This is a genomic window from Lysinibacillus sp. FSL K6-0075 (genome assembly GCF_038592945.1).
GTDB classification, from domain to species: domain Bacteria; phylum Bacillota; class Bacilli; order Bacillales_A; family Planococcaceae; genus Lysinibacillus; species Lysinibacillus fusiformis_F.
Genome location: NZ_CP151947.1, coordinates 1,593,504 through 1,614,221, shown reverse-complemented (window position 1 = coordinate 1,614,221; position 20,718 = coordinate 1,593,504). Strand labels below are relative to the sequence as shown.

Genomic DNA, 20,718 nt, shown 5'->3' with positions numbered 1-20,718 from the left:
CCCCTCACAAATGTAAGGAGCTTGTTTGCTATTGTTCTTTTTTCTCGGCGGCTTCGGCCTCTTGTTTTTGTCGCTCTTTCGCCTTTTTGACATCCGCATTATATGTTTCCATATCATAGATTGGTTCTCCATTCTCGTCCACTGTATAGGGAATAGAATAGGCAGGCACCACAGGATATTTGTCGACAAGTAATTGGCGTATATCATCACCAGGCTTTACATTAGGCTTATCGTCTTTTAAAAGCTGTCCTAAATCCACAGCATAGTCAACATGTAATTCACCATCACCTGTCATGAAAAGTGGTAACTCGACGCCAGAATAGGGGCTTTTTACAGTCACATCTGTTTTATAGCCTAAATCTTTATAATTGATTTGATAAACATTTTCCGCTATCGACCCTTTTATTGGTAAATACTGTGTAGATAGTTTACGAATACCTATTTCACGTATACGCTCTGCCGCGTTTAAATCTACTAATTTGACCGATGCATCATTTTCAGGATCCCAAATGATATATTGATATATACCACCTTTTTCATAGGCATTTCCAGGAATTGTCGTCAAATACTTCGGCATAAGTTTTTCAAAATCGATTAAGTATTTGATATAGATATCTGTATCTAGCTCGCTATTTTTAATTGGTACTAGTCCACCGGTTGCTTCACGGTATTCATTCACGGCACGTTGAACTGCAGCTAGTTGGTCGACATCAGGCGTGACCTTTGCCCTTTTTTCGTCTTCTGGGTACGCACATCCTACTAACAGTATGGCGGTTGCAAATACCCACAGCAAAGCACTTAGTTTTTTCATGTTACTGACACCTCATTATTTTTTATGCTGGCCATGTGGCAACTACTAGTACCATTAAAAATGTGCCAAGTCCAAACAGTATGTATGCACATAAATTTACGACTGTTCGTAAAAATACATTTGAAATCTTATTCCGAGCTAAATAAATTAAGCCGACTGATATAATCATAAATGCGATGCAATAAAATGACACCCACATTACATCCAGTGCAGGCATATGAGCTAACGGGCCCATTTCAAATAACCACCTTTCTTTCAATATCCAGACACAATCAAAGTATATTATACTATGTGCTTTTGCTAAAAAGAAATAGTTGTCCCATAACTATCAAGAAATGGACAACTCTTTTACAATGCATTCCCTATTCAACTAGCAGCACACAATAAGGCGTCTCAACAGATTCGTTGAGACACCTTATTTATGTCCGTTTTATGACAAGTTTAATCAAAAAATTAATATTAATGCTTCATATCATCTATTTCTCGTTTTTTCATCCGCATCATTAAGGCATCGACTGCCACTTTCGGTTCAACATCATTAAATAGAACACTATAAAGCTCCGTGGAAATCGGCATAGCCACATTATATTTTTCTGCTAACTGATAGGCTGCCTTCGTAGTACGTACACCCTCTACAACCATGCCCATTTGATCCAGCACTTCTTGTAGCTTCATGCCTTGCCCTAACAGATTTCCCGCACGCCAGTTTCGGGAGTGGACACTTGTACAAGTTACAATTAAATCCCCCATACCCGTAAGCCCTGAGAACGTAAATGGATTCCCACCCATTTTTACGCCTAAACGTGAAATCTCAGCAAGACCTCGCGTAATAAGTGCCGCTTTCGCATTATCGCCATAATTCAAGCCATCTGTAATCCCGGCAGCTAAAGCGATGACGTTTTTCAACGCTCCTCCTATTTCTACACCAATGATATCCTCATTTGTGTAGACGCGGAAAAATTGATTCATAAATAAATCCTGTACCTTTTCAGCAGCATCGATGTTGGCACAAGCTGCAGTAACCGTTGTAGGATGATGTAACACCACTTCCTCTGCATGACTTGGCCCAGAAAGAACAACGATTTCTTCCACATACTCAGCCGGTAAGCTCTCTGCTAAAATTTCAGATATTCGTTTTAAAGAATCAGGCTCAATTCCCTTTGATACATGGACAAACAACACTTTTTTCGTTAATTCAGCCGTTAATTTCTCGCATACTTCGCGAATTGCTTTTGTGGGAACAGCCACAACAATGGTCTCTGCATGAGTAGCTACCTTCGCCATATCACTCGTCGCATGTAAATTTATAGGTAGAATGGTTTCTGGTAAATATTTTTTATTCGTATGCAGTTGATTGATTTCTTCTGCCTGCTCAGCTCTATGTGTCCATACAAGCGTATCATGTCCATTTTCCGCTAGTACCATTGCCAGTGCAGTACCCCATGAGCCTGCCCCTAACACACAAACTTTTTCCATAACAAAATCCTCCCTTTGTTGGGTTGTCTATAATAATTTCTTTTCTTGTAAAAAGACGCCACCCAACAAATATGTCGGGTTGGCGTATTGTATGTGTATAGCTATTACCTTAAGCACGCGCACGTGTAATTAAACGAATTGGCGTCCCTTCAAAGTCAAAGGTTTCACGAATTCGATTTTCTAAGAAACGTTCGTATGAGAAATGCATAAGCTCAGGTTCATTCACAAAAATCACGAATGTTGGTGGCTTAATCGCTACCTGGGTAGCATAGTAAATACGTAAACGACGACCTTTATCTGTCGGCGCAGGATTACGCGCCACGGAGTCCTCAATCACTTCATTTAAAATAGAAGACTGAATACGCATCGCATGATTCTCGCTTACACGTTGGATAATCGGTAAAATTTGATGAACACGCTGTTTTGTATTCGCCGACACAAAAATAATCGGTGCATAATCTAAAAATAGGAAATGCTCACGAATTTGCTGTGTAAAGACATTCATTGTTTTTTCATCTTTTTCAATGGCATCCCATTTATTCACAACGATGATCACAGCTTTTCCAGCTTCATGCGCATAGCCAGCAATTTTTTTATCTTGCTCCTGAATACCCTCTTCTGCATTCAGTACTACTAAAACAACGTCTGAGCGTTCGATGGCACGTAGCGCACGTAACACAGAATATTTCTCCGTTGTTTCATAGATTTTTCCTTTTTTACGCATACCCGCCGTATCAATAATGACATATTCCTGTCCATCATACGCATAAGGCGTATCAATCGCATCACGTGTTGTCCCAGCAATATTACTTACAATAACACGATCCTGCCCTAAGAAAGCATTCACTAAAGAGGATTTTCCAACATTTGGACGACCAATTAAAGAGAATTTAATGACATCATCACCATATTGCTCTTCATCTTCTTTCGGGAAATGTTTCGCACATTCGTCCAATAAATCCCCTAAACCTAAGCCGTGAGAACCTGAGATTGGCCAAGGCTCACCAAAACCAAGCGCATAAAAGTCATAAATCATTTCACGCATATCGGGATTATCGATTTTATTGACTGCTAATACGACTGGTTTTTTTGTTTTGTATAAAATTTTAGCAACTTGCTCATCTGCTGCCGTTACCCCTTCACGACCATTTGTCATAAAAATAATAACGTCTGCTTCTTCAATGGCAATTTCAGCTTGTTGACGAATTTGCTCTAAAAACGGCTCGTCTCCAATTTCAATCCCACCTGTATCAATAATATTAAAATCATGTGTCAACCACTCTGCCGAACTATAAATACGATCACGTGTTACGCCTGGGATATCCTCCACAATTGAAACACGTTCTCCAACGATACGATTAAAAATCGTCGACTTACCTACGTTCGGACGACCTACGATGGCTACTACTGGTTTCGTCATCTGTACTTCATCCTTCCAACTTCTTGTCTTTCGCTATTATACACGAAAAATGCCATTATATCATATCATATCCATAATGTAGAACGCTATGTATGGCTATTATAGGTGTTATCCCTTTTTTTGAGAGTTCTATTAGGTGTTTCGAAGGTTTTATCCGCTATTTTTAGAGTTGTATCCTTCAATTTAAGCGTTCTATCTTTTACTTTAATTTGTATCCTTCACTTTTAGAATCCTATCCGCTACTTTAAAGGTTCTATCCTCTACTTTTAGAGTTGTATCCTTCAATTCAAAGTTTTTATCCGCTTCTTCATTGCTATCCTTCACTTTTAGAATCCTATCCAACACTTTTAAGGTTCTATCCACTACTTTTAGAGTTGTATCCTCCGATTCAAAGTTTTTATCCACTTCTTTATTGCTATCCTTCACTTTTAGAATCCTATCCAACACTTTTAAGGTTCTATCCGCTACTTTTAGAGTTGTATCCTCCGATTCAAAGCTTCTATCCGCTTCTTTATTGTTATCCTTCACTTTTAGAATCCTATCCAACACTTTAAAGGTTCTATCCGCTACTTTTAGAGTTGTATCCTTCAATTCAAAGCTTCTATCCACTTCTTTATTGCTATCCTTCACTTTTAGAATCCTATCCGCCACTTTAAAAGTTCTATCCGCTACTTTTAGAGTTGTATCCTTCAATTCAAAGCTTCTATCCACTTCTTAATTACTACAACCTAACTTTTGAAGTTCTCTCCCCTTCAAACCTTCTATCTACCATTTCAACCATAAAAACAGCGAGGATACATTCATGCATCCTCGCTTTATACATTATTTAAAGTTTTTCAGTTTATCGCCAATGACATCACCGAATGAGAAGCCTGTGTTCTCTTCAGGTAATTCATAATCGATTACTTCTTCTGCTTCTGGATTTTCTAGTAATTCTTTAATACTTAGGGCTAGACGGCCTTCGTCAGCATTGACATCAAGTACCTTCACCTGTACCTCTTGTCCTTCTTTTAATGCTTCATGTGGCGTGTTAATGTGCTTATGCGCGATTTGCGATATATGCACTAAACCTTCAACACCTGGGAATACTTCCACAAATGCGCCGAATGAAGTAAGACGCTTCACTCTACCGTCTAAAATAGTGCCTTTGGCTGCACGGTCTTCAATACTTGACCATGGTCCAGGAATAGTTTCTTTGATCGATAAAGAAATACGTTCATTTTCTGGGTCCACTGACAGAACTTTTACTTTTACATCTTGCCCTTCAGCTAGAACCTCACTCACATCACTCACATGCTCATGCGATACTTGTGAGATGTGTACAAGGCCATCAATACCGCCAAGGTCGATGAATGCACCAAATGATGCTAGACGCTGTACTTTACCATCCAATACTTCGCCAGCTTTAATTTGATTAATAACATTTTTCTTTTGTGAAGCTTTTTCTGCTTCTACCACTGCTCGATGAGATAAAATAAGGCGATTTTTGTCCTTATCAAGCTCAACAATTTTAAAGCTTAATGATTTCCCTTTATAGCCTTCAAAATCATCGACAAAGTAGTCCTCTACAAGCGATGCTGGTACAAAGCCACGTACACCTAAATCTACGACAAGACCACCTTTAACAATATCTTTTACTTCCGCTTCGAAAATTTCTGCAGCGGCAAATTGCTGTTCCAGTGTATCCCATGCTTTTAAAGCATCCACTTTACGTTTTGATAGAACAAAGTTTTCTTCTTCTACCTTTGTGATCATCAACTCTAATTCATCTCCTACAGAGATAACATCAGACGCTTTCTCAATGTGTAAGCTAGATAATTCACTAATCGGAACAATACCATCAAATGGAGCCCCTGGAATTGATACAGATACTGCCTTTTCATCAACTTGCGCGGCAATGCCTTTGACGATATCACCTTCGTTAAACGTTTGTTCTGCATAGTTCATTTCTTCAGACATATGTAACCCTCCTTCGCATCTTCCCTTACTATTTTATTCGATATTGAAGACAAAGACAAAAATAAATCCTTTAAATTCAAAAAATGTCTGAAATTTTAGGATTTATAGCATTTTTTCTTCTGCTAATTTTAAAATAGCTTGTGCTGCATCATCAATGGACAATGCTGTTGTATCTAAAAATAGAGCATCTTCAGCTTTAATAAGTGGCGATGCTTCACGCTCACTATCCTTTTTATCACGTAGCGCAATTTCTTCCTGAAGTTTTTCAAGAGAGGAGTCAATTCCTCTTTTTTGATTATCAATCAAGCGTCGTCTAGCACGTTCCTCTACTGTTGCAGACATAAAAATCTTTAACTCTGCATGCTTTAAGACGTGTGTAGCAATATCACGACCATCCATGACAACCCCACCGTTAGCTGCAAGCTTTTGCTGTTGGGCAACTAATAGCTCACGAACTTTTGCATGGGCAGCTACTTGAGAGACTGATGAAGTGACCTCATTGGAGCGTATCTCCGCTGATACATTGTGACCATCTAAAAAGACAAGCTGTCCCTGTGGGGATGGTTTTAATTCTATAGTGCTTACCTCTAGCATCTCTGCCAATTTTGCTTCATCATCTAAATGTATGTTTTGTTGCATCGCTTTATACGTAACTGCTCGATACATTGCGCCTGTGTCAATGTAAGTAAATCCAAGTGCTTCAGCAACAATTTTCGCGATCGTGCTTTTGCCGGCACCAGCAGGCCCGTCTATCGCAATTTGAATGTTTTTCTTCATAATTCTTCCCCACTTTCTGTCACCTCATATTGTATCATATAACCCCAAAAAAGCCCTCTACCAGGAGAGGGCTTCAACAAAATATTCATGATGAACATTAATCATTAAAAGGATTCATTTCTTTACGGCGATTGACTAATTGGCGTTCAAAGCAAAAACGTACAATATGCTGTTGATCGACGTCATCTGTATCCGTTAGCTGGATTGTCGCAATGCGTTTATCCTCTTTTTCAAAAATACGCACGATCATCGCATCCGTAATGACATATTTGACTTCTCCATTGGCAAAAGGCAATACGATGGTTAATTTTACTTCATCACCCTCATTGAAAGCTACTTGACCTTTCAACATGACTGCTAAGCCTCCTGCACTAATATCCACAGTCACGAGCTGATATTTATAGTCTTTCAACTGAATAGCAACATCTACAGGTGTTTCCACACGAACGTATTCTCGTCGCTGAATTTTTATAAACTCTTCTGGTGTTGGACAATGCAACATAATCATTGGTATATTACCTGCTTTACGGCCAACTACCTCTGTATTAAAAGCAAAGGATTGTTTATCCTCAGTACGGAAGGTTGCTCTAAATTCTGAGCCATCTATTAAAAATGCCGTTTTCTTTGTTGCCATATTAACCGGATAATCAATATATAGAATATTATCTTTCTGCTCTACAACTTTACAGCGGAATTTCTCCAAACGCTCTGTATAAGTTGGTTCAAGTTGTAAATGTGTACCAATTTTTATTTCCATGAGCATCTCCCCGTGCGAAAAATATAGTTTAATTATCTCACGAGAAGTTTATTTTGGCTATATCAATTGGTAGTATTTTCATGTTAAGTTAAGTTAGATATTCCACTTTTAATACGTTATGGTTTTCCGCATCAATGACTATTCTAAATGTCTCTTGTGTATTACCATCACGCAATGCAATAACCTCATAGCAAAGACGTTGTTCAAATTGCCCATTATCTGTGTAAATATTTTTTACCTCTTGTACTTGAATATCGTCCTGGAAGAATGTTTTCCAATCAATTGGCTTAGCTGTTTGCTTCTTAATATTCTCTTCTTGAATATACTCCATTGCATTCGCACCTAACAGCTCGCCTGTGTCTTTCGCTACTTTCAATTGAACACCATCAGCGTAGATTAACGCATTATCTCCTGGATGGACTCGAGCAAATGTCACATGCCATGCTTGATGATTTTCACGTGATTCCACATAGGCTACATCTTTCATGCCTAATTTCTTCACATATTCCTGCGCTTTTTTCATGACTTCCTCTTGTGATAACTTCGCTTCATCAACAGGACGTTCTACTAAATAGGATAATAAATGTCCACCCTTTTCTGTTAAATCAACATAGCCTAGTCGTATTCCTTGATGGAATTGGATATGGTAGAAAGGATATGGTGCTGTATCGCTACTTTTTGTGACTGTAAATGTTGCATCTTTAATGATTGGGAATAAGTATTTCACTTTTTCTAATGCTTCTTTTTCGGTAATAACAGCATCCTGTAATGCCTTTAACTCAATTTTTTTCTGCCAATCAGATTCCGATAAAGTTAACGGGAAATCTTTTTCGCCGTAGCCTTTTAGCGTATCTTTTACAGTATCAAATTGGGTATTTGGATTTTTATTATCTACCTGCTGTAGCCAAACATCCATTTTTCCATCATGCTTATAAAAATCGACGGTTGCTGCTGTCCACTCATCAGAAAGAGATTGTAAATTCGTTGAAACCTTAGGCATTTTTTCACGCCAAGCCTCATAATCACCTGTTTTTGCTGTCCTTTTTGCTTCATCGCCAAGACGCCCTAGATAGTTCATCCATTCACTCGAAAGTTCTTGTCCAATTGGAATATTCGCAATAGAAGAACGAACTTCTGAGCTTAAACGCCAAACCGAATCTAGCTCATTGTGAATCGCCTGCTCGTCTTGAAACAACAGGGATTGTGATACTGAGCGCTGAAGATGGGAAAGTTTCTCAGATGCATCAGTTAACTTATCTGTATACTGCGCTAGCACGGTACGTTGTAAATCTTCTTTATCTCCGTGTAAATCAATACTGTATGCCCCTAACCCAATAACGGCAATCGTTAAGACCACGAGCCAAGTTTTCATCTATGTTCCTCCTTTCTATGAACAGAAAATATGCTCTCCAATTTGTTTAATTTGTGGACGTGACCAAATCCATTTACTCGTTGCTGTTTTTGGATTGAAATAATACAACGCATTTTCAGAAGGGTCCCAGCCGTTCATAGCATCAATAACCGCTTCTTTTGCTCGCTCATTTGGCTCAAGCCAAATTTGTCCATCTGCAACGGCCGTAAATGCCAATGGTTGGAAAATGATACCTGAAATGGTATTCGGGAAATCTGGGCTTTCCAAACGATTCAAAATAACTGCTGCAACTGCTACTTGCCCTTCATAAGGTTCTCCCCTAGCCTCTCCATATACTGCATTCGCGATTAGCTGTAAATCACGTTCTGTATATTTGGGAGGAACTTGTGTCTCTGTGCCATTATTATTGGTACTTCCACTACTGTTGCCACTTCCACCACTCGTATTTTTTTTCACTTGCTGATCAAGTGGCTTACCACCATAATAAGTAAATTGATTCCCTGCATTTAATTGTGCCTTCACCCATTTTTCATCATAATCCGAATAGCCCGCTAACGCTTTTTTTGTCTTCGTGCCAGCAATGCCATCTACTGGTAATCCATAATTCTCTTGGAAATTACGTAAAGCCCAGTATGTGTTATAGCCAAATTTGCCATCAATTTTACTCTTATAAAAACCTAAGTATTGTAGCCTTGCCTGTAATTCAACGACATCATCTCCATAGGCACCACGAGTAATTTGCTGATCGCTAAATGCATTCGCATCGTTTTGAGGAATCGCAATTATACTAATTCCTAATATTAAAGCAAAAAGTATGCTTACTAAACGCACTTTTATCACTCCTTTTTTTTATAGCTTGAAACAAAAGGAGTAATTTATACATGATAAAAAAGAAATAAAGCGTAGAAATCTTTGACGATTTCTACGCTTTATATTTTCTTTTGCATATGCAGATGTTGCACCAGATGATAATGAGCAAGCTTTACTTTGCGCAAGCCAAACCACCATAAAAACAACATAAAAGGAATCATTAAATAAACCCAGTGACCTTTGAATGATAATATTGTATTGTATAGAATGTGAAGTACGACTGGTGCACAAAGCGCCATAGCAATCATTTCTTTTGTCTTAACAAGTTTTGAAAACTTAGCACGTCCATAATAATAGCCCATTACGACCCCGAATAAAGCATGACTTGATACTGGTAATAAGGCTCGCATGAATGCAGTGTCCAAGCCAAATGACAGTAAATAAAGAACATTTTCAATCGTTGCAAAGCCAAGTGAAATGCTGGCACCATACAATATACCATCGTAAGGGTCATCAAATTCTATATGATTGTAGATGGCAATTAATAGTACAAACCATTTAAAAAACTCTTCAATGACACTAGAAAAAAGTACGTCTTGAAGATAAAGATATCGAAAAACCCCTTCCTCTGTTAATACATACTGTAAAAACATGATAGGGAACGTTAAAAATGCGCCGTATAAAAACGTTTGTAGTAAAGTTCTTCTTGGCTCCGTAGCCATCTGATTGCGCAAATAGAAATAACTAAAAAGCGCTAGACCGGGAGCAATGGCAGCAGATAATAAAATGATCATGATGCCGGCTCCTTTCAACAATAGACTGCTATTATTATACCATGTAATGACAAAAAAACTTTTTAAAAGGAGATTTATTTTTTATGAAAAAGACAATTTTATTAATTCATACAGGCGGCACAATCTCCATGGCGATGAGTGATGAAGGAGCGGTCATGCCAAATAAGGAAAATCCTCTTATGAAGGAAAGTAATAAGCTGGCTTCACTAGCAAGTATTATCGAAATAGAAGCTTTTAACCTTCCTTCTCCACATATTACACCGAAAGAAATGCTCTTATTACGTAACTTGATTATGGACCAAATTGACGCACAACCAATTGACGGTGTGGTCATCACACACGGTACGGATACATTGGAAGAAACCGCCTATTTCTTAGAGCTAACAACGAACTTAGCCATTCCGATTGTGCTAACAGGTGCCATGCGTTCATCTAACGAACTAGGAGCAGATGGGATTTATAATTTAGTGGAAGCAGTCCGAGTTGCCGTTGATGAGGAAGCCCGTGATAAAGGTGTGCTTGTTGTGATGAATGATGAGGTTCATCTTGCTGTTAACACAACAAAAACAAGCACTAGTTCAGTAAATACTTTCCAATCTCCACAATACGGACCGATTGGAATTATTACAAAATCACGCATCTTATTCCATCATGCACCAATTCGTCGACAATATGTAGATGTGAACAATTTATCCAAGCGTGTAGCGATGTTAAAAGTGTATGCGGGTATGGAAGAAGATTTATTAGATGTCGTGCTTGCCTGCAAATATGATGGCGTTGTGCTGGAAGGGCTAGGCCAAGGGAATGTCCCACCATCTGTTGTAAAGGGTATTGAAAGCCTTCTACAGCGAGACATCCCAGTAGTACTTGTTTCCCGCTGCTTTAATGGTATTGCAGAAGGTGTTTATGGCTATGTGGGTGGCGGTAAAATGCTCGAAGACTTAGGCGCAATATTTGCCACAGGTATCAATGGTCAAAAGGCACGCTTAAAATTATTAATAGGCCTTAACACAACAGGTACGCCTTTAAACTTAAAGGACTTCTTCCTGTAAAGCTAAAGTATTTCTAATCATACTTCGATCACCTGTTCATAATAGCTCAATATCTCGCTAAGTCGAGCAAAAGCTTCATCAAAATCTGGTTGTATCACAGAAAATTGAATGAAATTCTTTTGTCGTAAATACGGGCTTTCACCATGAACGAATAGTCCGTTCAATGCTAAATCAAGAAGTAGGTTAGCATAAGTATTAGGCAATTGAACCGTTATCAGCATCGGATATTGAATTGTTGGATATTGAAATTGCATGATTGGTAGTTGCAGCAGCGATTGAAAGCGTTGCTGTAGCTGCTCATAGCGTGCTGGATAGGCTTGCAATGCCGTATCCACATTGCCCAGTAATACAGCAGGTAACGTAAATGGTATGGCACCTTGCTGATAATTTGCTAAATCAAGATAAGCAGGTAGTGTAGCAGATGAGGGTGCAAGTGATTGTGAAAACACAAATGCTAGCCCACTTAACGCACCAATGGCCTTGCCACTCACAGCCGTAGCTAAATAGCAGTCTTGTAAGGAAAATGGCATGGCACCGAACGAACTGATACAATCTATACATAACTTTACATTGTATTGTTTAGCTAGTTTATTCAGAAGGCCTAAGTCATTACAAGTTCCTGTGGAAGTCTCCCCATGCACTGCCAGCATCCACTGATAAGACCCCGTTTCAAGTAGTGAAGCCAGTTCTTCGCCATCAAATACTGTACCCCACTCTTTTTCTACCACCTCAAAATGTAATGACCAACGAGCGGCTTGCTTGCGTAAACGCTCACCGAATTCACCATTTGTTAGAATAAGCCCCTTCCCTAATTGCTGTGCCTTTAGTTGAGCAAGCATCACTTCATTTGCCAGCGTTCCTGTCCCAACGATTACACCAACATGATGGGCATTCGATAAATGCAGCAACTTCTTCTGTACTCGTTCATAAAGCGCATTAAAAGGTAGCGAACGATGTGATAACTCGGAATAAGCGATTGCTTCTAATTGCTTCACTGGCCCTGGATAAAATGTAGAGGGTTCCGTCGTTAGTCTATGTTGTAATGATTGCTCAAATTCATTTCTTGTGAGCACCATCGGTAAAAACAAAGCATCCTCTACTCCGACAGCTGGCGCAAACTGTTTAAAACCCATCTGCTTATACAGTTTTTCCTCTCTCGTAGTACCTGAAATCACTGCAGCAGTATAGCCTTTTTCGTAGGCAAATGTAGTTAAGGCTTGTGTAAGTTTCAATAATACTCGACCCGTTCGATAACCTTTCTTCACTGAAAGCAAACGAATTTCACAAAGTTTCGCACAATTTTCCTTTGGTAAATACTGTTCGACCCTACCAATCTTTTCATCAATCGAAAATGGTCGTTGATCTCTAAACGCGACCATGCCAATTAATTCTGTTTCCTTATAAACAACGACATACGTATTTTCCTGGTGAAATCGGTCCACTTTTTTTCTTGTTGGATTTACCTCATGCTGAGGAATTTCTTCCACAAATGTTTCATAATTCAATCGAGCGATCGCCTCAAATTCCTCATTTGTTTGGGCAATTTTACACCAATACATTTTCTTCACGTCCCTCTTTTCAATGACTCCTGAATATTAGACATATGCTTAATAAGCATGCACACGATGGCCACGATTAAAAGTCCATACGACTCTATTTTCCCAGCTTGAATAATTGCACCTAGATAGAAAATAAATCCTCCAACCATGCCAAGCGTCAAACTTCTTGTAAACGCAGATAGAAGTACTGTTCCAATGATCATCCATAAAAATAGGCTCGGTGATAAGGCAAGACCAACACCAATAAAAGTAGCTACACCTTTTCCTCCATTCAATTTCAGCCAGATTGGAAATAGATGTCCTATGATTACCCATGCAGCCCCACCAATAATGACCCATTCATCCAAATGCCACATATAGCCCAACCCGACTACAAGTACACCTTTCAATGAATCACCGAGAAAAGTCCAAAGAAAGGCCCCTTTCCCAATCACACTACCCGCATTACGCGCGCCTAAATTTTTACTACGCTCTTCCTGCAAATTGACACCATATATCTTACCAACGAAATAAGCAGTCAAGATGTTTCCTATTAAATAACTCAAGACCCAATACAAGCCAATCAATGCGTTTCTCCTCTCTAAAAAGGCTGTATAAGCTACATGCCTATACAGCCTTGATCATTATTTTTTTCTCTGTTCAATAATTCGAGCGATACATTCACCATGGAAACGGCCATTTTCAATAAAAATTTCATTGGCATTATTTCCTGCTGCAATCACACCTGCAATGAATAATCCTTCCACATTGGTTTCCATCGTTTCAGGCGTAACATAAGGACGCCCTGTTTCTTCCTCTATCTCCACTCCCATTGCTTTAATAAAGGAATGATCAGGATGATAACCAGTCATAGCAAAAACGAAATCATTTTTTACTACCTTCTCTTGACCATCTACTTCTAAAACAACCTCATGCTCTCGTATTTCTACTACATTTGTATTAAAAAGCATGTCGACTTCTCCAATTTTGACTACCCCTTCAAATTCAGGTAGTACCCACGGCTTGATGCTTGGAGAATATTCACTGCCACGATAGGCAACCGTTACACGAGCGCCCGCTTTATTTAATTCTAGAGCGGCATCTATCGCTGAATTTTTACCACCTATCACAAGAATATCCGTATCAAAGAATTCATGTCCCTCTTTAAAGTAATGGAATACTTTAGGTAACTGTTCACCTTGGATATTTAAATAATTTGGATGATCATAATAACCTGTTGCAATGACAACATATGGCGTTTCATACGTATCCTTATCAGATGTAACAGTAAACATATCCTTATTTTTTACAACACTTTGTACTTTTTCGAAGCGATTAACTTGTATATTTTTTAAACGGACAACCTCTCGATAGTAGACAAGGGCTTGATTGCGTTTCGGCTTACGTCCTTCAATTATAAATGGCACATCACCAATAGCTAACCGTTCACTCGTACTAAAAAATGTTTGATGTGTAGGGTAATGATAGATGGCATTCACGATATTTCCTTTTTCAATCACAATAGGTTGTAATCCAATATTTTGCAAAGCTATTGCTGCTGCTAAACCACATGGGCCTCCTCCAACAATAATTGCATCTGCTTGCTGCATTTCTTGACACTCCAATCGAATTTGAACAGCAAAAATTACTGTTCCATGCTTTCACATTATCATAGAATAGACGATACCTTTTTATTATACGCCTTCTCATAGGATTTGGTTGGTTATTTACTCGAAATATCAATGTCAATAATATGACATTGCGGTTTCGCACCAAGTCGAAAAGGCACTAATGTCGTCCCATAGCCATTACTTACTAAAGTCATAACACCATCACGCTGACGATAGGAACCATTTGGATGGACACCATATGGGCCGAATCGGATTTGCCCTCCGTGTAAATGTCCCCCCATCATTAAATCCGCACGAAACTTTGCACGAACTTTCGCAAAAACCCCTGGATTATGCGCAATGAAAACAACTAAATCCTGTTCTCCTACCTTGGCAAAGGCTTTTTCGAAGCTATATTCTTTTACGGTTGTATCCTCAATTGCACTCAACCAAAAGCGATTTTTCAGCGGAAGTAGTATGGCATCATTGACAATTATTTGAACCTGATATGCCTGTAAAATGTCCTTCAGCCTTTCTTCCCCAATTTCTCTGTCATTATTGCCCCAAATAAAATAGGTTGGTCCCAGGGACGTTAATAATGTTAAATTTTCATGAATACGATCAATTGGTGTACGGCTATCTGCAAAGTCACCGCCAATAATTACTGCATCAAAATGCTGTCCCTGTAACTGTGCAATCATTTTCTTACTTATTTTACGTAAATGAACATCTGAAATAAAAAATAATCGTACCTTTTCCTGTTCACCTTGTAATGAAAGCTGGTGAGACAATACATTATTTTCATATGCCACCTTCCACATATAGAGTAGAAGGGCGATGACTACCAAAAGAAATAGCCCTAAATATAGCATTTTCTCACTTCTCCTTACGACAGCAAAAAGGCGATTCGTTTCTTAAGAAGAATCGCCTTTTTGCTAAATCAGACGTACGTTTTGGTGTGAACGTTTGTCTGTTATTTTATACTAGAAAAACTATATAACCATAAAAAATTCTATTAAGGTAGCTTAATGACTTGCCCAACCATGACGGTATTAGAAGACATACCATTGGCAGCACGAATTTTAGCTAAAGTCGCTTCACTGCCATCGCCATAATGATTTAATGCAATTCGGTATAAGTTCTCATTTGCTTTTACAGTATGTGTACTTGCTTTAGCATTTTGCTTTGCTTCTTGCGCTTTTCTAGCTTCTTCTGCTTTTTTGGCTGCCTCTGCTTGTTGTTGAGCTATTCTCGCTTCCTCAGCTTTTCGAGCTTCTTCTGCTTTTTTTGCTTCCTCTGCCTTTTTAGCCTCTTGTGCTTTTTTCGCCTCTTCAGCAGCTTTTTGTTCAGCTGCTAATTTATCGGCATCTTTTTGAGATTGCTCCTGAGCCTTCTTATCCCCCTGAGCGTCTTGACCCTTATCATTTTTATCTTTATCAGACGCAGATGCCTCTGAAGGATCTAATTCGACAACCTGTTCAGCTGTGTCCTTTTCAGCTTGCTCAATCGTTTTTCCTGGTTCATAAAATTTCCAAAAATAGATAAGGATTGTTAATGGTATCAAGATAAAAATAACAAAAAGAATCGTCATTAACGGTGTTTTACGTTTCGAATTTTTTGGCTTTTTGTTTTTATTACCATTTTTATTCATTCTGGAAACTCTTGATAAGGATTGCTGTTCTTTTTGCTCATCTTCAAATGATTGACGATGCTCTTCTATTTTATCGCGATAATCTTCTTTATTCATTCGCCTTTCCCCCAACCTTACTACGCTTTCTATCATCTCTATTATGACGAATTTTACGAAAAAAGTAAATGACCGTCAGTTTTAGTCTAAATACCCATTAATAGTTGCTGCAATCGACTTTCCCATGATGCCATTTCTACTTTCTTCTTCTCTTTTAAGCGTGTTTTCTTGATTACATCATAATGGATTCCACAATTTTCACAACAGTTTTCCGGTTTTTCCTGCAATTTTTGCCCAAAATACCCGACTAAATGTTCACGAATACAGTCTTTTGTCTGTATGATTTTAAGCATTTCATTCACTGCATGGTATTTCTCTAGGGCTAAATGATTTAGTCGAGCTTTTACTTGTTCCGTAGACTCTCGTTGAACCCAATAGTCTAACACACGGAAAGCCGTCTCACTCAACTCCCCGTTTTTTAGCATTTGGGCTGGCTGTATTTGCTGGGATAGCAGCTCCTGATAGCGATCTACATGGTGTAGTGTTGGTAAATCGCCTGTCACAACAAATTTAGCTAGCTCCTCATCACCATCACTATACAGTAAAATGGCAAGTGCAGATTGACCATCACGCCCTGCACGTCCAATCTCCTGCATATAATTCGCTATATTAGCAGGCATTGATTCATGAATGACCTGCCGTATATCAAGCTTATTGATTCCCATGCCAAAAGCATTCGTTGCGACAATCCAATCCAATTCACCAGCTATAAATTGCTGTTGGATAAATTGACGGTCCTCCGCCCCATAGCCAGCATGATAGGCAGCGACACGAATGCCTGCTTGTAAAAAGGCTTTACTATATTGTTGCGCACGTTTACGTGAGGAAACATATAAAATACCAGGACCCGCCGTTTCTGTAACATGCTGCAAAAGCCATCTAGCTTTATCGGCCTTATCCTCCACTATTACACGACCTAGATGAATATTCGGGCGGTCAACATTATACATAAACTCGAATGGCGCTTTGAGAGATAAAGTTTCTCGTATATCTCGAACAACCTTATTGGTTGCCGTAGCGGATAATGCCAACATGGGTGGACGATTTTCTCTCGATAACCATTCACCTATCCGTAAATAATCAGGTCGAAAATCAAAGCCCCATTGTGATATACAATGCGCCTCGTCTACTACGATTAAACCTAGCTTCATCTGTGCCAGTTTATCCTGTACCTGCTGCTGGAGCAACATCTCCGGTGAAGTAAAAATAAAACGATATTGCTCTAAATAATGTAATACATAGCGTTTCTCTGTTAGAGATAAAAAGGAATTTAAAGCTACCACCCTCTTTTCCCCAAAACGCCGGAGCTCTTCCACTTGATCCTGCATTAAGGAAAGTAATGGTGAAACAATTAACACTGGCTTCTCTAACATATAGGCTGGTAGCTGGTAGCAAAGTGATTTTCCCATCCCTGTTGGCAACAACGCAATGACATCTTGTTCTTGCAGTAAAGCCTCAATGACCTCTTTCTGCCCTGGTCGAAAGGATGAATAACCAAAATGCTTATGCAATAATTGTTCAAGCTCCATTTATACTTCTCCTTTCGCAAGGACAAGCCTTAATTGAAAATAACTCATATCGTTTAAAGCTTCATGTAATATTTTCAATTTTTTTGTTTGATATTGCTTCGATGCCTGCCACACTTTTTGAGCTTCTTCATAGGAGACGAATGGGCCAATAGAAAAGTTCGGTTCGTACATGGCTAATTCCACAAAATGATCCTCAATTGTGCTTTGTTTTAGCTTTCTCATTCGAACAATTTGCTCCATCGAATAACCTTGTTCATATAATTGTGCGGTTTGTTGCGCAGAATCTGTTAGCAATATTTTAACTTTTATTCCTTCTGTCACATGCCCCAGCATTGGATAATCATCCATTTTTTGTTGCACTTCATTTAATAATATATGTAGGGTTTCAATAAAAGCCAATTGACTATCTAGCACGGTTTCCTTCCGTTCATCTGCAAGCTGTTGCCATGTCCATCCTGGTAATTGATAACCACTTAAACGATAAAGAACAAGCTGTTTGCTTGCATCTGAAACAGGGAGAATGTTTAGCACGTGGTTACATTCTGCCAATAATTGCTGCTGCAAATGCCCTTCCTTGTAATGATGATCCTGTAAAAATGATCGCACCCATGCTTGAATCATTGTGTCTCTACTTATCGGTGAAAAGGCACGAACGGCTGCAGCTTGATGTGACAAACTTTGCACAATAAGAGAGAGCCTTGCAAAGAACACATGCTCATTTCCTCGATAGTGCCAACCATCAAAGAAAAAGGTTGGCGTTTGTTGTGCATGTTGTAATCCTAGCTTTTCCATGTAAAAATGACCAGATTCCTGCACTTTTAACCAACTATACTGCATAAATAAGGTTACAGCCTCGTCGAATGTAGGACGAGATAGTTTAGGTAATAGGCCAAAATATTGATGCAGTTGAAAAAGACCAATATCTTGAATTGTCTGGCCTGAACGCTTCCCTCTTAGGACATGATAGGCAGCCGAAATCGTCCGCTCCTTATTGAGTTTTTGAAAGATTTGCAATAAAATTTGATGAAACATTGACGCAAATTCCTCCAATTTAATAGTATTTAAGTTGAAATGTAAGATAAACATCTTTAAAATGAGTATGAAGCTTTGTAGGAACATCGTTAAAGGAGAGAAAAAAATGGCTAAATACACAATAGTTGATAAAGATACATGCATCGCTTGTGGCGCATGTGGAGCCGCAGCGCCAGACATTTATGATTATGATGATGAAGGTATTGCCTTCGTTATTTTAGATGATAACATGGGAACTGCTGAAGTACCAGAAGATCTATTAGAAGATATGCAAGATGCTTTTGAAGGTTGTCCAACAGACTCTATCAAAGTAGCAGACGAAACGTTCGATGGCGATTCATTAAAATTCGAATAGTCTTCAATTGATGTATACCCTAGAAGGCATCCTTCAATGGATGCCTTCTTAATTGATTAAAATACTGGTTAACTTTTGCATCAAGATAATAAGCATATGGTCCATTGCTATACATACCAATCTATTGGAGGAATGTGAATGTTTGAGCAGTTACAAGTTGAGCATAGTTTATTTTATATTGACCAAGACCATATGAATAGATTTAAAAATCTTGCTGCAAAATGGCAATCGATATTTCCAGATGTGTGTGCGAAATGCTTGAATTCAGTAGACGCATGGGCAAACGTGTTAAATAACTGGGTTTTCTTAAAATCACAGCAGACCGATGAGCTCATTCTCAATCCTTCTAAAGCCATCTACTATTCCATCAATACATTCTTACTAGATGAGCTTCAAAAAATTCAAATAATTCAAAAAATAAAAGAATGTGAGAATGATGATTTTCAGTATTTTGCTGCCTTTCAATTAGGCAATGCAATTGATTTATGGGTGTATAATACACTTAAAAAAAGTGCAGAGTCTGATTTGTTAAAATCTCAAAATCGAAAACCTTATTTCCTCGCTTTTTTAGACGATGATTTTCAAACTGACAATGCTTTATTCCATAAAAATCAAACAAGAGCAATCAAAATATTGGCCCAGGTCATTCGGTCACAAAATTGCTTTAGAATCACTGTCAGCAGTGCCATTAATCGAGCAGTAGATATGTATGATCATTATGTAACAAAATAAAATAGCACACTTTTCAATTCGTCTCTACTGTGAAGAGATGAATTTTTTTTGCTCTGTAAACTGCGTCTCTTTTCATCTTGTTATTGCAACGATATTTTATGTATGATAAGATTTTAGTAGTTGGTACTAATAACAGATATTATCTCACAAAGGAGTTCTTTATAATGATGGATAATTTATTACAATTAAAAGATAAGAACATTGTTGTCATGGGCGTAGCAAATGATCGCAGTATTGCTTGGGGCATTGCAAAACGCTTATTTGACGTTGGTGCAAATGTCATCTTCACGTATCGTCAAGAACGCTCATTAAAAAAATTACAAAAACAATTAGAAAATATCGGACAATCTGATTCTCTTGTTGTTCAATGTGATGTGAATAGTGATGACAGCACAAAAGCAGCTTTTGATGAAATCGGCTCAAAGGTTGGCATTATTCATGGGATTGTGCATTCAGTGGCTTTTGCGCATGCAGAAGATTTACACAACCGTTTCCTTGAAACAACTCGAGAAGGCTATGCATTCGCACAAGATACAAGTGCCTATTCACTTATTTCCACAGCAAAAGCAGCTCATCCATATATGACAGAGGGTGGTTCTATCGTTACGATGAGTTACCTAGGAGCAGAACGAGTGCTTGATGGCTACAATGTTATGGGTGTGGCAAAGGCGGCATTAGAGGCTTCTATGCGTTATTTAGCTGCTGATATCGGCCAAGATAATATTCGCGTCAATGCTATTTCAGCTGGTGCGATTCGTACACTTGCTGCAAAAGGTGTTCCTTCCTTTAACACAATTTTACACAAAATCGAAGAAACAGCTCCTTTAAAACGTAATGTTCAACAAGACGAAGTAGCAGATATGACGATTGTGATGCTATCTCACCTATCCCGTGGTGTTACTGGTGAAACAATCTACATCGACGCTGGCTACAATATTATGGGTTAA

At 38.6% G+C, this 20,718-nt stretch carries 22 protein-coding genes; 4 read left to right on the top strand and 18 right to left on the bottom strand.

The window, feature by feature from the left end; genetic code table 11:
- Positions 1-28: 28 nt before the first annotated feature.
- The 11 genes from MHB65_RS07760 to prsW form a co-directional block, all read right to left on the bottom strand.
- Positions 29-811 carry a hypothetical protein gene (locus tag MHB65_RS07760; RefSeq protein ID WP_342443009.1) on the bottom strand — a complete coding sequence of 261 codons (783 nt, stop codon included), beginning with the start codon at positions 809-811 and terminating at the stop codon, positions 29-31.
- A gap of 22 nt (positions 812-833) precedes the next feature.
- Positions 834-1,046, bottom strand: coding sequence for a DUF2768 domain-containing protein (locus tag MHB65_RS07755; protein WP_004232605.1), 213 nt, complete (start codon positions 1,044-1,046; stop codon positions 834-836).
- Positions 1,047-1,270: 224 nt separating this feature from the next.
- Entirely contained in the window at positions 1,271-2,287 is a 1,017-nt protein-coding gene (locus MHB65_RS07750; RefSeq protein WP_342443008.1) for an NAD(P)H-dependent glycerol-3-phosphate dehydrogenase, read from the bottom strand.
- A gap of 109 nt (positions 2,288-2,396) precedes the next feature.
- On the bottom strand, positions 2,397-3,707 hold the full coding sequence (der, locus tag MHB65_RS07745) for a ribosome biogenesis GTPase Der (protein WP_205442348.1): 1,311 nt from the start codon (positions 3,705-3,707) through the stop codon (positions 2,397-2,399).
- 204 nt (positions 3,708-3,911) lie between these two features.
- Positions 3,912-4,400 carry a hypothetical protein gene (locus tag MHB65_RS07740; protein WP_342443007.1) on the bottom strand — a complete coding sequence of 163 codons (489 nt, stop codon included), beginning with the start codon at positions 4,398-4,400 and terminating at the stop codon, positions 3,912-3,914.
- Between the two features lie 129 nt (positions 4,401-4,529).
- Complete coding sequence (gene rpsA, locus MHB65_RS07735) at positions 4,530-5,666, bottom strand: 30S ribosomal protein S1 (protein WP_205442347.1); 1,137 nt, start codon at positions 5,664-5,666, stop codon at positions 4,530-4,532.
- A gap of 102 nt (positions 5,667-5,768) precedes the next feature.
- The gene (cmk, locus tag MHB65_RS07730; protein ID WP_342443006.1) at positions 5,769-6,443 is read right to left on the bottom strand and encodes a (d)CMP kinase; all 675 of its coding nucleotides are present in this window, start codon (positions 6,441-6,443) and stop codon (positions 5,769-5,771) included.
- 97 nt (positions 6,444-6,540) lie between these two features.
- Positions 6,541-7,200, bottom strand: a complete 660-nt coding sequence (locus MHB65_RS07725; RefSeq protein WP_342443005.1) for a flagellar brake domain-containing protein — start codon at positions 7,198-7,200, stop codon at positions 6,541-6,543.
- An 88-nt stretch (positions 7,201-7,288) separates the two neighbouring features.
- A complete protein-coding gene (locus MHB65_RS07720; RefSeq protein ID WP_205442343.1) occupies positions 7,289-8,572 on the bottom strand; it encodes a PepSY1/2 domain-containing protein in 1,284 nt (427 codons plus the stop codon).
- A 15-nt stretch (positions 8,573-8,587) separates the two neighbouring features.
- Positions 8,588-9,403: a spore cortex-lytic enzyme gene (gene sleB / locus MHB65_RS07715; protein WP_205442341.1), complete on the bottom strand. Its 816-nt coding sequence runs from the start codon at positions 9,401-9,403 to the stop codon at positions 8,588-8,590.
- A gap of 98 nt (positions 9,404-9,501) precedes the next feature.
- Positions 9,502-10,176, bottom strand: coding sequence for a glutamic-type intramembrane protease PrsW (prsW, locus tag MHB65_RS07710; protein WP_004232588.1), 675 nt, complete (start codon positions 10,174-10,176; stop codon positions 9,502-9,504).
- 83 nt (positions 10,177-10,259) lie between these two features.
- On the opposite strand from prsW, the gene MHB65_RS07705 reads away from it, so the two are divergent.
- On the top strand, positions 10,260-11,228 hold the full coding sequence (locus MHB65_RS07705) for an asparaginase (protein ID WP_342443004.1): 969 nt from the start codon (positions 10,260-10,262) through the stop codon (positions 11,226-11,228).
- Between the two features lie 17 nt (positions 11,229-11,245).
- Here the strand turns inward: MHB65_RS07705 and MHB65_RS07700 are convergent, their stop codons facing one another.
- The 7 genes from MHB65_RS07700 to MHB65_RS07670 form a co-directional block, all read right to left on the bottom strand.
- Complete coding sequence (locus MHB65_RS07700) at positions 11,246-12,787, bottom strand: aminotransferase class V-fold PLP-dependent enzyme (protein WP_342443003.1); 1,542 nt, start codon at positions 12,785-12,787, stop codon at positions 11,246-11,248.
- Positions 12,788-12,792: 5 nt separating this feature from the next.
- Positions 12,793-13,353, bottom strand: coding sequence for a glycerol-3-phosphate acyltransferase (locus MHB65_RS07695; RefSeq protein WP_342443002.1), 561 nt, complete (start codon positions 13,351-13,353; stop codon positions 12,793-12,795).
- A 57-nt stretch (positions 13,354-13,410) separates the two neighbouring features.
- On the bottom strand, positions 13,411-14,376 hold the full coding sequence (locus MHB65_RS07690) for a YpdA family putative bacillithiol disulfide reductase (RefSeq protein WP_342443001.1): 966 nt from the start codon (positions 14,374-14,376) through the stop codon (positions 13,411-13,413).
- A gap of 113 nt (positions 14,377-14,489) precedes the next feature.
- Positions 14,490-15,248, bottom strand: coding sequence for a metallophosphoesterase (locus MHB65_RS07685; RefSeq protein ID WP_342443000.1), 759 nt, complete (start codon positions 15,246-15,248; stop codon positions 14,490-14,492).
- Positions 15,249-15,391: 143 nt separating this feature from the next.
- Positions 15,392-16,123 (bottom strand): LysM peptidoglycan-binding domain-containing protein, encoded by a 732-nt coding sequence (locus MHB65_RS07680; RefSeq protein WP_205442334.1) that lies wholly within the window; start codon positions 16,121-16,123, stop codon positions 15,392-15,394.
- Between the two features lie 86 nt (positions 16,124-16,209).
- Positions 16,210-17,652 carry an ATP-dependent DNA helicase RecQ gene (locus tag MHB65_RS07675; RefSeq protein WP_342442999.1) on the bottom strand — a complete coding sequence of 481 codons (1,443 nt, stop codon included), beginning with the start codon at positions 17,650-17,652 and terminating at the stop codon, positions 16,210-16,212.
- Positions 17,653-18,684 (bottom strand): helix-turn-helix domain-containing protein, encoded by a 1,032-nt coding sequence (locus MHB65_RS07670; protein ID WP_342442998.1) that lies wholly within the window; start codon positions 18,682-18,684, stop codon positions 17,653-17,655.
- 106 nt (positions 18,685-18,790) lie between these two features.
- Here MHB65_RS07670 and MHB65_RS07665 point away from each other — a divergent pair, with 106 nt between their 5' ends.
- The 3 genes from MHB65_RS07665 (at position 18,791) to MHB65_RS07655 (ending at position 20,718) form a co-directional block, all read left to right on the top strand.
- Complete coding sequence (locus tag MHB65_RS07665; RefSeq protein ID WP_004232564.1) at positions 18,791-19,039, top strand: ferredoxin; 249 nt, start codon at positions 18,791-18,793, stop codon at positions 19,037-19,039.
- 138 nt (positions 19,040-19,177) lie between these two features.
- Entirely contained in the window at positions 19,178-19,771 is a 594-nt protein-coding gene (locus tag MHB65_RS07660; RefSeq protein WP_342442997.1) for a hypothetical protein, read from the top strand.
- A 164-nt stretch (positions 19,772-19,935) separates the two neighbouring features.
- Positions 19,936-20,718: an SDR family oxidoreductase gene (locus tag MHB65_RS07655; protein ID WP_342442996.1), complete on the top strand. Its 783-nt coding sequence runs from the start codon at positions 19,936-19,938 to the stop codon at positions 20,716-20,718.